This is a genomic window from Pirellulales bacterium, from assembly GCA_036499395.1.
Classification (GTDB): Bacteria; Planctomycetota; Planctomycetia; order Pirellulales; family JACPPG01; genus JACPPG01.
Window position 1 is genome coordinate 1 of record DASYDW010000041.1, and the last position, 13,551, is coordinate 13,551.

Genomic DNA, 13,551 nt, shown 5'->3' on the forward strand with positions numbered 1-13,551 from the left:
GGTCTGCATGGTGATTCTGCAGAATGCGCTCGAATCTCTGCGACGATCGACGTACTTGCGCTGATCCAGGCAATAGTCAGTGTAGCGAATCTGAGTAGTAACCGGCGCCCCGACCAGCCAGTCAGAAAACTCGGAAGCATAGACAGTCTCGCGAGATAAGTATCGGAGAAGTCGCAGGAATTCGCCAGTTAGTATCAATCGCCGTAAGGAAAGACGCAACAGTTCATGACGAGAGACCTTTTTGGAGCGCCCACCAGTAGTACTGGCGCTGATCCAGGCAATTATCAGTGTGGCGAATCTGAGTAGTAACCGACGCCCCAACCAGCAAGTCAAAGAGCTCGGAAGCATGGAAAGTCTTGCGAGATGAGTTTCGGAGAAGGTCTAACGCTGCAATTGCCGAGAGATCCATGCGGCGCTAGCCTCGGCCGCACCCGCAGGCGTCGTATGACCACGCGGCTCAGGCAAGACATGCAGCTCAACCTGCGATGACTTATGCTGCGAGCACGCGGCAACCGTCAATTTGCGAGCAAAGGCGATGGCGCGATCGGTGCCGACGCGGGCATCCTGATCGCCAATAACAATCCAGATTGGCCGGCCGGCCAATTGCGGGACCAAGGCCATGAGGGAGAGGGCATTCACCGCCGCCTGTTTCTCGAGGGAATGAAATTCCACCAGCGCATCGAGATCGGTTACCGGTCCGATGAGCGCGGCACATTTAACACGTAGGTCAGCAGCCATGAAATGCGCCGCCGCAAAACCGCCACGGGACGTGCCGGTTAGCGCAATGCTCAAAGGATCAGCCATCTCTTCGCGGATAATATGATCGAGCACAGATTTCGCGCGCTGGACAAAGTGCCCGATAAAATCCTCGGCAGCGTCGAATCTCTGTCGCCACCCATCGAGCCCCTCAGGCTCATCCATGTGACGATCTTTTCCATGGCAAGGCAAGTCGAGCGAGACGCATAGAAAGCCCTGCGACGCGAGTTGGTTTCCGCCCTGACGAAAGTACGGATCGCCCAAGGTGCCCTCGACGGAATTGGCAAGGACGAGCAGCGTGGGCGCGGGGCGCGCGGGCTGAAGGCTCCAGGTGCCGAAGCGGACTCCCTCTTTCGTCACGCCTAGTTCCACCTTGGTCATGCGTTTCCCTTAGTGCGTGGTTGACGCGACCAGCGCGGCGTCATGTTGCGTCTCAACTCCGGCGGGCCGGACACGGAGCAAAAGAACGATGCAGCCTGCCAGCAGAAATCCAATGCACACGAAGATCGGCGTCAGGCCCACATGCCGATCGCGCAGCGCCCCACTGGCGAAGACGCCCACACCACCGGCCAGGCTGGCAACCAGGTTCAGCACACCATAACCCGTCGCACGATAGCGCTCGTTGGTAACGAGACACAAAATCGGCATCATGTTGGCATCCGCGAAGGCACGGGTAAAACCGTAAATGCACAGTCCCAATATGGCGAAGAACAGCCAGCTTGAACTGGCCGCCAATAGCATGGCGGGCGCCGCCAGACAAAGGCCCAACGCGGGAACCAGAATCGGTCCGCGTCGATTCGTGCGACTCCAGCGATCTGCCCAAACGCCACCGACGAGGACGCCGACCAAGGCTGCCACCTGCAGATAGCCTGTGGCCGAAAGGCCCGCTGCGCCCTGTCCCAAGTGAAATTCTTCGTTTAGGTACGTCGGCATCCAAGCACCGATGACCCAGCCCGCTACGCCCAACAGTCCCCAGTAGATGGCGAGCAGCCAAAACGAACCGCCGCGGGTGAGGCTTTTGATTGCCTCGCCAAAGGCCATCGATGAACGGCCCGTTGCCGAGTGGACTGTGACAGGTAGAGTTCGAAAGCGAAATAGCAACGCCAGCACAATCGCGTATAACATGCCGAATTCGCCAAAATATAAAAATGGCGAACTCCAACCATATCGTTCGGCGAGTATTCCGCCGAGCCCGCCGAGCGCCGAGCCCACGAAAATACCAGTCATGTGGATTCCGGTGGCCAAGGAACGAGTGCTACTCGAGTGTGCGTCGGCAATTAGCGCCAGTGCCGCGGGAATATAGCAGGCCTCGCTCACGCCCATCATGGCACGAGCGGCCAACAATTGTTCGAATGTCTCGGCCCGCCCGGTCAGCCAGGTAACGGCAGACCATACGAACAAGCTCAGGACAATCACGCGCCCACGACCAATTCTATCGGCCAAGAATCCGGCGAGCGGGCTAATCGCGCCGTACACCCACAAGAACGCGCTGGTAAGGAGTCCGAATTGCGTGTCCGTCATGGGCACCGCCTCGATCAATGACAGACGCATGGTGGTGATCATCATGCGGTCGAGATAGTTCAGGCAGGCTACAACCCACAACAGCGCAACGATCAGCCATGCGCCAGAAGTGGAATGGTTTCTGTTCATGGATACCTGAACGCGCCGGTGCGTCTACCAAACGGACGAAGCGAGTTGCCTGGCCCCCGAGGATCCGGTTATCTAGGAAGTCGACCGAGCGCTTTTGCCGGCAACGCAGTCGGCAAATCCGTATTCGGCAATGAGCTCTTGAACGGCCTCCCGCTTCTGAACGAGAGACAGATCAGTACGTACGAGCATGCGGTGAGCATCTCGCTCGAAAGCTTGCATGCGCGTGGCACCTTCGGTCAAGGAGAGCAGGCAGGAAGGTGGAATGCGGATCACGCCTTCGTCATTCGCGTGGATCACGTCCCCCGGCCGAATGAGGACTCCGCCAATCTCGACGGGTCGGTTCAGGGCCGTAAAGCGCAGGGCACAGTGATGAATGGCCTTGCCCCGGCAATATGCGGCGAACGGCACCTGCAAAAGACCTTGGACGTCGCGCACATAACCATCGGAGACCATGGCGCCACAGCCGACCGAATGAAGGGTCTTGGCCATGCCGTCTCCGAGGATGCACTCGTGCTCCGGCCGTGATCCCACCGCTTTAACAACCCAGACGATAGGCAGGGAGCACTTAGACATTTCCTCCAACTGCTGCCAATACAGGTCGACATCCGCCATATTGTCGGGAGTGCTGCTATCCAATTCGCACGTAAACGCGATACCGACGCTGGGAGCGAGCGTGGGCGTCACGGATTGAATCGCAGCGCTCAGATAGAATTCGGCGGCAGGCGTTTCGTCGATGTACCCAATCGTATTGGCCAAGAGAGCCGTATCAAAACCGGATAATTGTTCCAGCAAATGTCGCTCGACCATGTCGTTTCTGTTCCCGTTCTGCAAAGGTGTATGCCCTTTCTCAGTAAGCTTCCGCCTCAACTATGACTCCTGGGCACCTATTCATCCAGTACACCAACATTGACGCACAAATTCTCCACTAGGTTTTCAGGCCAAGCTCCTGACGCTGATGGTGAGCTGCCGCTCGATACCGCCCATAGGCGGCTTCATCCCGCTGGCAGGAAACTCCCTTGAAAACCATCGCAAACGAACGGCGCTGACGAGTCGTTGAAATGTTGGCATCTGCGCGGTGGATTGTCATGCCGGCATGAACGAGGGCGTCTCCGGCGCGCACTGGCACGGCAACCTCTTGCACAAAATCCTCGGCGGCGTAGTCGTTGATTCCTTGTGAGAATCCCAAGATCCTTGATTTGCAGTGCGATCGATAGCCGCGCAGGTGCGAGCCCGTGACAAATCGCAGGCAGCCGTTTTCGGTATCGACATCGTCAAGGGCCAGCCAGACCGTTAGGACACTAGGGGGCGTCAGGCAAAAGTAGTAGTTGTCCTGATGCGGAGGAGTAACGTGGTTCGTTCGAGGTGGCTTATTGAACCATTCCGGTGGCTCTGCGCTCGCCCGTTCGCCCAGTAACGCCTCAGCCAAGGCGACCCAGCGGGGATGGCGACAATAACTGGCGAAGTACGGATCGCAGTTCATCCTCTGCAACTGCTTGAGAGTGTCCGGCTGATCCCGGCGCTCGTAAAAGGCATCGACATCAGGTAGTCCAGGTACGACTTCACGGATATAGCGGTCAAGATTCTGACGCAATTCAGCGAAGTCGTTCGGTGGCAGCAGACTGGGAATCACGACAAATCCGTTGCGATCGAATTCCGCCTTGAACTGTTTGCATTCGCGGGCTACTTCCATGGCGGAGAACGTCCTCGGGATCGGTCTGTCAATTTCTCTGAATGTGCAGCTACAACACCCTGCGTGGCCATTTTGGATGCGTTATTCAGTGGCCTGCTGATTAGGCGCCCGGACGCCAATCGATCCAGTGTACGGCCCCCTCGACCTTGGTCACCTGCTTCGCCTCGCCGCCTTCGGCGCTAACGATAAACAACTGCGGACGCGTTGGCTCGAAAGAGACGAAGGCCAAGCGTTGACCATCGGGACTCCAGCGCACGCGTCCGCAGGGGGAGTTTCGATGCGTAATCTGCCGCTGATTGGTACTGTCGAGATTCATTGTGCAAACTTGTGGCACGCCATCGCGCCGCGCGATGTACGCGACCCGCTTGCCGTCAGGTGATAGATGCGGGCCGTCGGTTGAGCCGTGCAAATCCTTGGGCGATAAATGGAACTCGACGTAGTCGTTCCCTTGCGTGAGGCGGCGAACCTTGGAGCTGGCGATATCCACTGAGTACAGGTCGCCGTCCTTTCGCAGAAATAAGAGCGAGTTTCCGTCATGCGTGAATTGCGGAACGTAGGAGTCGGGATGATCGGGCGTCAGCAGGCGCGCCTCGGCGAACGGCCGTTCGCTGATTGATAGTCGATAGTCGCGTGCCGGCCCGGAGAAGGCAATCCGCGCCCCGGTGGCATCGGGCGTGGCCATATAGATGTAACCCAGATCGGGCGCTACCCAGACAGCATTTCGACCATCGGCCTGGCACTCGACGATGCGCGGCGTGGGATCGCCCCCTTGTACGGAATAAACGAGGCGCTCGCCGTTGGCCGAAAGCGCGCTTCCGAAGGCCGTATTCCATTCCGGTCCAAGGTCGCGGAGAGCTGAAAGATTAACAACGTCGGTACCGTCTGCTCGACACCGATAAACTTGCGACTGACCGCTTGCATTGGATTGAAAGTACAACCAATCACCGCGCGAACTGAAACGCGGATAAGTCGTTACGCCACCGACGTCAGCCAGCGGTTGCAGCTCGGAACCATCCTCCTTGATCGAAAAGATCGCGCCAGTCGTCGGTTTCGTTACTTTGCCGTTGTAAAGCTCGCTGGCATATTCTCCGTCGAATCGTAATTCGGCGAATACCAGCGTCCCCAGGGCGTCCGTAGCGTTCACTGGCGCGGATATGATCGCTAATCCTGCCAGCCAGGCGATGGAAAAGATAACTCGTTGCATTTCGTTCTCCGCGCGGCGAATTCAGACAATTCGCCGCTAACGCTTCTTGGGTTTATCTCTGGTTAGAACAAAGTCCTGCGTGAAATTTCCGGCCTCCGGTGGCACGGACACGGAAAGCTCGGTGAATCGGTTGTATTTGTCCGGAATCTGCTCTTTGGCGACCTGCCAGACTTCGAGATTCGTGCGGTCAATTGCCGAAATCTCGACGCGATAGCTGACGCCGCGCTTTGGTCCCTTGTCACGAACGATCGAGAACGCGCCGTTTTCAATGGCTGCTCCTGTCGAGGGAGCTTGTCTGGCCTCGAATGGCTCAAGGGTGATCACGCCAACCTTCACTGGCTGACCGTCCAAGCTAACGGTACCCGACATCGAAACCGTGTCGCTCCGCCCGCAGCCGACGATGATCGTTAGTAGCAAACAGGCAAAGCACGGACTTCTCAGCGATCGCCTTTGAAGCCTCTCAATGGCGGCATTCATAGCTGACCACCAAAGGTTTGCAAGCGTACAAAGTTTCTCGCGTTGCATCAGAGATCCCTTCATCCGCCCGTACCGTATCGACCCGCGGTGCGATCACGTATGCGCCACAGCCGAACGCCAATCAAGGCAGCCAGAATCATCTCACACGAATTCGGCTCAGGCACGGCCGTAGATGCAACAGCGGAACCTCCGGCGAGGTAGTCGTTTTTGAATAACGCAAAGTCAGAAATCCCGACGGAACCCGCGCCGCTGAGATTTCCGTCATTCGAATCGACATTGGACTGCAGCCAATGGTTTGTCAGTATCGAGTAGTCGGTGAGATCAACGGTGCCGTCCCGATTCAAATCGCCGGGCACGGTCGTCGGCTCCCATTGCACCCAGTACACGCCGCCGCCCGGGACATTCGTCAGTTGGAGCGGCAATCCGCCCGAGGAAGACATATCGAACAACTGGGGGTATCCGTTGACGAACGTGACGAATGCCAGCTCTTTCCCGTCGGGACTCCACACCACTCTTCCGCTATCCGTGGCACCGAAGGTTAACTGCCGTTGATCCGTACCATCGAGATTCATGGTGAAGACTTGCGCCACGCCGTTGACACGGCCAATGTAGGCAATGTGCTGGCCATCGGAAGAAATCGAAGGACCATCGGTCGAGCCATGCTGGTCCGTGGCATTCCAATGCAGCTCGTCGTAACCGTTGTTCTGCGTCAGTTGATGTATTTGTAAAGTCGCGAGGTCTTCGGAGTAGATGTTTCCATCAATACGATTGAAAACCACGGTTTTGCCATCTGGAGTAAACTGTGGAACGTACGATTGCGGAAGATTCGGCGTGAGGGTCTGCGGTTGGCCGTTAGGCATGGTGGCCGTCAGCAATTCGTAATTCTGGGCAGGCCCCGAGAACACAACCTGGCTGCCCGTCTGATTCAGGCTGGCCATGTACGTGTAGCCCAGTTGCGGCGCCACGAGTTGCGCATCGCTGCCGTCGGCATTCGCGTAGACGGCCTTCGCTTCGTTGCCGTCGAAGATGGTGTACACCATCTTGCTCGAATCGCCGGAAAGCGAATATCCGTAGGACCTGAAGTATTGCGAGCCAAATTCAGCCGGGGCGCCCACTTGGGTGACCTGACTCCCATCGGGCAGACTGCGATAGACCTCGTAATCACCGGAAAAGTTGGATTGAAAGTAGAGCCACTGACCGTCCCCGCTGAAATGCGGATACGTGGTATCACCACCCAAATTCAACAGCAGCGAATCGTTGTAGCCCGTGTCGCTTACCGTGCGGATCGTCGACTGGCGCGGCGTCGCGGCGTCGCCGTTCCACACCAGCGTGGAATACACCAATTCATCGGCGAATATGGATGGCGCGCCTAACACAATTGCCCAGTACGCAAACACGCTTGGCCAGCCCCCGAACGGCCTTCGGTCGGTCGCGATCATGATGCGGAGCAGCCTAGCCAGGAGTTAGGGAACGGTAACAGCCTCGCTGCCCGAAATGCTGGCGAAAGCCTGCCAGGTTGCGAGATCGATCGCGTTGGCCACGAATTGCGCTGAACCATCGGCACGCAAGACTTGGACTCCCAGCGGATGCTTACTCCGCGCCGCGAAGTCGATCGTGCTTTGGCAGGCGGCGCTCACGCTGCAGGGCGCATCCGTTGTGGAATAGCAATACGCGGGTCCTCCTCCGACTGCGTCGGGGATCGGAGAGTTGGGACCGCGATGGTGCTCGTATTGCATGCCCCAGGGGTACCACCACATACCTCGGATGTCTCCCTGCTGACCTGCGATCGCTTCGGAAATCATCACCGTGTTGGAAAGTCCATCGGTGCATTCGACCAGGCGCCGCGAGAGATTGACGTTGAACAACGCACGCTGCTTGGCAGGGTTCAGGAACGCCAGGTTGTTGCAGCCATCTATTTTCCAAGGCGCGCCGGGCTCGACCATCGTGCCGTCCGGGCTGAAGCAAGCTACGTAATTCGATCGCGAGGCAAGACGGGTTGTTCCCTGAAACCCATCAGGGGTATCTGAAGGACAAAGGTAACTGGAAATCCACGTCGACATCGCTGGCCCGTTGATCGGGTCATAGCCGCAGGTGGCGTAGCCGTAGTTGAAGTCCCAGGCCAGATTCTGCTGTTCAAGATAGGGAAACAACCGCGCCGGCCAGGTATTGTAAGGACCACTACCGCAAGTCGACCAATTAGCGGGAACCGTCGGCGGCTGAGAGAGTCCTATCGGCAGCGCCTGCATGCTGTCCTGGTACTCATGGATGGCCAGGCCGATCTGCTTAAGATTATTGCTACATTGCGATCGCCTGGCCGCCTCGCGCGCCGCCTGCACCGCGGGAAGCAGCAAGGAAATGAGAATCCCGATGATTGCGATGACCACCAATAGTTCAACGAGTGTAAATCCGCGGCTCTTACCGCGGAGCGACATGGGACGAGATCGGTTCATGACCATTCCTTCCAGCCAACTCCGCTTCCTCTGGTTCTCAACACCCCCTGGAAAACGTGCGGTAGCTCAGGCACTACCGCGGCACTTCACTGTTCCTTGATCTCTGTTCCTCGATCTCTGCTTCGTCGTAAAAACCCAGCCAGTCCCCTCGGCAAGGCTGGCATGGCCTCACCGAGGGGCGCTGACCGGTGGTGCTGGTGCTAAAGTCAAACGGCCTCCTTCGAAAAGCGTTCGCCCCTTCCTTTACGTCCGTAACGCAGCAACCCCACCGCCGACAGCCCTACGGCCAAAAGCGCTAGGCTGCTGGGCTCGGGCACGGGTGCCGATTGAATGCTGCTTGCCATGGCGCCGCCGCCGCTGAGGGTTTGCAGCCAATTGGATGAAATGAGGGCTAGGTCTTGCCCATTGACGATGCTGTCGAAGTTGACGTCGCCGGAGAGCGTGTTTGTATGCAGCCAGTTCGACGATATAAGCGCCAAGTCCTGCCCATTGACGATGCCATCTCCGTTGGCGTCACCGGATAGCACGGTTTGGTAATGAACCGTGCCGTTCGAGGCCGCGGTGCTTGTCCCGACTAAATGAAACTGCAGCGACAAGTCATGGGCTCCTCCGGCCGTAAATGCGGAGCCCAGGATTAGATCCTGGTGTGGCGCCAAGGTCGACGAGCTGGTCAGATTTAGCTCGGACAGGGCATTGGTCGATGGCGCCACCGATTGCCAACCAGGCACGCCATGGCTGGCATAACCGGTGAAGCCAGTTGGCTTCAGGGTGCCGCTTGTTGAAGTAATCACGTAGGCATCGACGTTGAACGTCGGCGACGTCTCTTGGTTCAAGAGAACCAGATGAGTGCCCACGACGGTGTTCGTCTTGTCGACGACCGTGATCGCTTGAACCTGCAAACCGCCTGCATACACCAAGGGCGCAGGGTTAATGGATGTCTCGGTTCCTGTACCCGTGGGCGAGGAATAACCCCAATGCACATCTTCGGTGCCATTCACCTTGAACGGGTCACCCAGCGTGATGCTGCCTCCCGAAGGGATCGACGTATAGGACGTCAGATTCAGTTCACTGAGCCCATTTGCCGTCGGGCTCACCTGTTGCCAGCCAGTTAATCCGCGTTGGGTGAAGCTGTTCCAACCCGTGGTGCTCAACTGCCCCGAGGCCGAAGTGAGCTGATAGCCATCGAGATTGACGGGCGTACCGGCCGGATTCGAGATCGATGCCGCACCGGAATAAGGATCGATGGAAAGTGCCAGATTTTGGGCCCGCACTTCGCTGAGCGAAGCGATCAACGTCACGCATGCGACGCCGCAGGCCACTATCGTTCTGTTAGGTAGCCTTAACATCAGTATCTCCTGAACCTATTCGCGTCGCGAACCGAGTGAGCGGGAGTATCGTTGGCGGTTCCCTCTCGTCGGTCGCTCGATTGGTGTTGTTCTCGTGTAGTCAAAAGCAGTCGTAATTCGTATCGATACGCCGACTTCTCACTTCTTGCGGCGGGGTAGCGCCAACACCGCAAGTAGTGCCGCCGAAAACAACACCAGACTGCCCGGTTCAGGCACCGCCAACACGCTGGCGCTCGCGGCACCGTTGGCGGAAATGTAATCTTGCTTGAAAATGCTGAAATCCGTGATGTTCACCGTTCCATCACCGCTGAGATCGCCATTGGCGCCCGTGACGCCGGTCTGCAACCAATGGCTGGTCAGAATCGCGTAATCGGCCTGATTGACCTTTCCGTCCTGATTCAAGTCGCCGGGTAGGAAATTGATACCGTTTATCGAGTCGAAGTATGCCGATCCCGAGGGCGTATCAGCGCCATTGAGAAGTTGAAAGCCGGACACGCTGCCGATCTGTACCGACGGTATCCCGCTAACGGTCTGTCCTCCTACCGTAACGCTGAACGTCGAAGCGCCATTCGTGTACGTGAGGTCCCACTCCTGCCAGGTATTGGTCAGATACTGCAACCCGGTCGGAACCACCGTGAGGCCGCCGCCGGCGCCATCGCCAATGACGGCGTCCACATTTCCCGCGCCATCGCCACGAACCCACGCTGGCGCAGATATGAAATCGGAGCCATCTCCCTTAGTGGTTGTCACCATCATGATTTGGGCGCGGGCATTTACATCCGAACCAGCCGGCAGGTATACCATTGCCCGCATCTCGACCGTGTCTCCGGCCGCAACTGTTGCCGAGTCCTTGGCGAGGGCGTTTCCACCTTCGTTGCTGGTATCTCGGTACATACGCAGGTATTGCGTGCCCTGGAACGCCCCCGGATCACCGCCGGTATGCGAGTTAGTGACCTGCGTGCTGACGGCGGCGTCACCCGAATTCGGAACCCAAGATCCAATGATGGCACCGGGGCCCGGTCTATAGTTGCCACTGGTATCAGGCGCGGGGACCGTGCTGACGGTGTTGTACTCTTCATAGTTGTCGTAGAAGAGATACTGGCCGGTAGTCACGTCCTGAATGGATTGTCCCGGCACGGCCGTAGCAACGGCCAACACGGCAAAAAGCGCGAACACGCTCGCAGATTTGTGGTTGGTCATGAGGTGTACCTGTTAACAGAGGAAAGGATTCGCGGTCTTGCCACCGCTGATGAGAATCGACATCTCCCACGCGCTCCCCTTCGTCGATCCGAGCTTTACCTTTATCCAGACCACTTCAACGATCCTTGTACGGGCAGTCTCGCCAGCGTCCAGCACGATCCGCTGCGCACGATTGCCGTGGATTGGTCCCCGTCCTTTGCGAGAGTTCGCTCCGGCCGGCATGCCTTGCTTTGGTAGTAACCTCCGTTTCCCATCTCGCGCTGCGACCTCGCAATCGCCGGCGCGCTTGGCTGCCGTCTCGGTTCTATTTCCCGCTATTTCCGCTTCGGTCCGCCAGAGTCTGGCCAGGGCTAACGCTCAACGACAACATAATTTCTTCGTCCGAGCAGATAGGCCGCCGCTGATCGGACATCTCGATCAATAGTTTTACCGCCAGCCGGGCTTCTTCGGCTTCGTCAATAGTGATCGCGGTGAGACGACTAAGGACCCCAGTCTCGCGACGCACTCCGCCATAGCTGACAATCGACAGGTCGTTTGGTACCTGCAAGCCCACGTCTCCGGCGAAAAGATAGACGAGCTCCGCCAGTGAATCGAATGTGGCAAACAGTGCGGTGGGGGGCTGCGGCAACGAGAACATCTGGCCTAACCAGCGTTTCGTCTGCTCCTCGATGCTATGCATGTCCTCGACGCTGGAAAACGTCTTCAATTTGCTGTAGTGGACCAACTCCGGCGGAAGGTCACAGCCCGCCTCGGCCAGGGCCTCGCGAAACCCGACCTCCGACGCTGCCACGGTGGCCCCTTGCGGACCCGACATGAAAGCTGCGCGACGATGCCCCTTCTCGAGCATCAATCGGGCCGCCTGATAACCCAACCTCTGTTCGGGTACGCGCAGCACCGGCGCCTTGACATCAGCGACAGACCGATGCAATAGCACAACGGGGATCCCCGCCTCCTGCATGACCTGAACCTGGTAGCTCGGAGTAGCCGTCGCGGAACATGGATTCAGCGCGATCCCTGACACTCGGTTGTGCAGCAAATGCAATAAGTGATCACCCTGCTGGGCCACGTCATTGTTGCTGTTGCAAATGACGGTGGGCCGGCCGGCAACTTTCGCCGCATGCTCAAAGGCCGCCAGCAAACTTGGGTAATAGCCCGTCGAGACTTCATTGACCACGACGGCAAACGAAGGAGCACGGGTAGCGGCGCTGTCCGAGGCTCGGTCGACGACGAACGTCCCCTTGCCATGAACCCGCTCCACCGCTCCTTCGCGCTCAAGCTCACACAAAGCCTGGCGAACCGTATGGCGCGAAACCCGGAGGGTTTCGGCCAGCTTTTTCTCGCTGGGCAACGCGTCACCGGGGCGCAATCGCCCAACGGCAATGTCGCCTAAGAGCTGGGAACGCAGACGCTCGTGCTTTTGCTGAGTCCGCCGAATGGGCTCCACGGCTGCAAGCCCTCCGCTCGATTTGATGATCTCAGGGCTGGTCACGACCGACCTCCCACTCTACTTTGACAGACGTTCTAAAGACATCTGCAGAGAGATACGAAATAGGTTGACGTTAAGCTAATGTTAGGAAAGGAGCTTGTCAACAAAATTGTTCGAGAAGATTGCTGGACACTCGACAAATATCGTCTAGATTCGACGAACTCTGCTAATTGGTTGCTCAAATTGGCAGGCCATCGGACGGCTATCCAAGTCAACTGGTGGTCCGATTTGAATCGACAAGAGGTTGTAACAGATGCGTTTTTCAGCGTACGACGCCAAAATACCCTGTCCTGAGGGGCCCTCTCTCCCCAGGAAATCCGGCAATTTCTAGAGCCTACGCAGCCACGACGGCCATCAAGGATTCGGCAGAAACGCATGAACGAAAACCTCGTTTCCGGGCCCGCGGATCGGTCGGCGAGCCGAATCGATGTGATACGCGCAAGCGCGCTGACCGTGCTCCGGAAATCGCTCGTGAACCCGTCGCCTTACGTTCGATTGCACGCCGCAGAGTCCCTGGTCGCCTTTGGCTACGCCGAAGCGGTATTGCCAATCTTCGAGCTGGCTCTCGAGCGAGAAGGCAATCTCCCTGGCCAGCGAATCTGTGTTTGGCGCGTGCTGGCCCGAGCGAAGCGAACTGCGACCGAACGCACACGGCACGTCGATCAGATATGTGCGGTTTGTCTAAGCCCTGGCAGCCCAGACGCGGCGAGCGCCGCGGAGTCGCTTGCCAAGCTGAAGTATCGAGTCGATGCCGCACATCGTACGCAGTTCGAGCACGCCATCGAACGCCTGCCCGGCAGCGCGATACCTCACGGCCGCTGGCTGCTTGCAGTTTCTGGCAATGCACACGATCTGGAGCGATTAACCGACCTGCTCGGCGATCCCGACCCGATCATCCGAGGCATCGCCGCGTACGCGCTACGTCATATTCGCGACACGCTTCCAACCGCGACCTTAGAGCGGATTCTCGCAGTCGCGATGGCCGAGACGGATCCATCGAGTCGCAAGTACTGCATCAGCGCCGCATTCATCACTGCATCAGAAAACGCGGATTTCGCAAATCTCAAGCAAGCTATTCTGGATTATCTGTCCCATGGCACGAACGATGAGAAATACGAATCGGCAACAGCTCTGGGAATTCGCGGCGCCGCTGGGGACCTGGACATACTGGTTCCGCTCCTGCACGATGCGGATGCTGACGTTCAGGTTGCGGCGTCAACCGCGGTGTTGCAGATATTAGCCAGGACCGGAGAGTTCACCTTGCGCAATATTCCGTATGCTGTTGCCTGAAC

General features: G+C 57.9%; 12 protein-coding genes. 1 reads left to right on the forward strand and 11 read right to left on the reverse strand.

Annotated features, from left to right (window positions below; genetic code table 11):
- Positions 1-381: 381 nt before the first annotated feature.
- From VGN12_06950 to VGN12_07000, 11 genes are all read right to left on the reverse strand, one after another.
- The gene (locus VGN12_06950) at positions 382-1,137 is read right to left on the reverse strand and encodes a prolyl oligopeptidase family serine peptidase (GenBank protein HEY4309174.1); all 756 of its coding nucleotides are present in this window, start codon (positions 1,135-1,137) and stop codon (positions 382-384) included.
- 9 nt (positions 1,138-1,146) lie between these two features.
- Entirely contained in the window at positions 1,147-2,406 is a 1,260-nt protein-coding gene (locus VGN12_06955) for an MFS transporter (protein ID HEY4309175.1), read from the reverse strand.
- 72 nt (positions 2,407-2,478) lie between these two features.
- Positions 2,479-3,213 carry an RraA family protein gene (locus VGN12_06960; protein HEY4309176.1) on the reverse strand — a complete coding sequence of 245 codons (735 nt, stop codon included), beginning with the start codon at positions 3,211-3,213 and terminating at the stop codon, positions 2,479-2,481.
- 118 nt (positions 3,214-3,331) lie between these two features.
- Positions 3,332-4,096, reverse strand: a complete 765-nt coding sequence (locus tag VGN12_06965) for a phytanoyl-CoA dioxygenase family protein (GenBank protein ID HEY4309177.1) — start codon at positions 4,094-4,096, stop codon at positions 3,332-3,334.
- 100 nt (positions 4,097-4,196) lie between these two features.
- Positions 4,197-5,300, reverse strand: a complete 1,104-nt coding sequence (locus tag VGN12_06970) for a hypothetical protein (GenBank protein HEY4309178.1) — start codon at positions 5,298-5,300, stop codon at positions 4,197-4,199.
- A 36-nt stretch (positions 5,301-5,336) separates the two neighbouring features.
- A complete protein-coding gene (locus VGN12_06975) occupies positions 5,337-5,777 on the reverse strand; it encodes a hypothetical protein (GenBank protein HEY4309179.1) in 441 nt (146 codons plus the stop codon).
- Between the two features lie 59 nt (positions 5,778-5,836).
- On the reverse strand, positions 5,837-7,174 hold the full coding sequence (locus VGN12_06980; GenBank protein ID HEY4309180.1) for a dockerin type I domain-containing protein: 1,338 nt from the start codon (positions 7,172-7,174) through the stop codon (positions 5,837-5,839).
- 66 nt (positions 7,175-7,240) lie between these two features.
- The gene (locus tag VGN12_06985) at positions 7,241-8,227 is read right to left on the reverse strand and encodes a DUF1559 domain-containing protein (GenBank protein HEY4309181.1); all 987 of its coding nucleotides are present in this window, start codon (positions 8,225-8,227) and stop codon (positions 7,241-7,243) included.
- 206 nt (positions 8,228-8,433) lie between these two features.
- Positions 8,434-9,525 (reverse strand): dockerin type I domain-containing protein, encoded by a 1,092-nt coding sequence (locus VGN12_06990; GenBank protein ID HEY4309182.1) that lies wholly within the window; start codon positions 9,523-9,525, stop codon positions 8,434-8,436.
- A gap of 186 nt (positions 9,526-9,711) precedes the next feature.
- A complete protein-coding gene (locus VGN12_06995) occupies positions 9,712-10,773 on the reverse strand; it encodes a dockerin type I repeat-containing protein (protein HEY4309183.1) in 1,062 nt (353 codons plus the stop codon).
- Positions 10,774-11,077: 304 nt separating this feature from the next.
- A complete protein-coding gene (locus VGN12_07000; protein ID HEY4309184.1) occupies positions 11,078-12,262 on the reverse strand; it encodes a GntR family transcriptional regulator in 1,185 nt (394 codons plus the stop codon).
- A gap of 468 nt (positions 12,263-12,730) precedes the next feature.
- On the opposite strand from VGN12_07000, the gene VGN12_07005 reads away from it, so the two are divergent.
- A complete protein-coding gene (locus tag VGN12_07005; GenBank protein ID HEY4309185.1) occupies positions 12,731-13,549 on the forward strand; it encodes a hypothetical protein in 819 nt (272 codons plus the stop codon).
- Positions 13,550-13,551 lie beyond the last annotated feature (2 nt).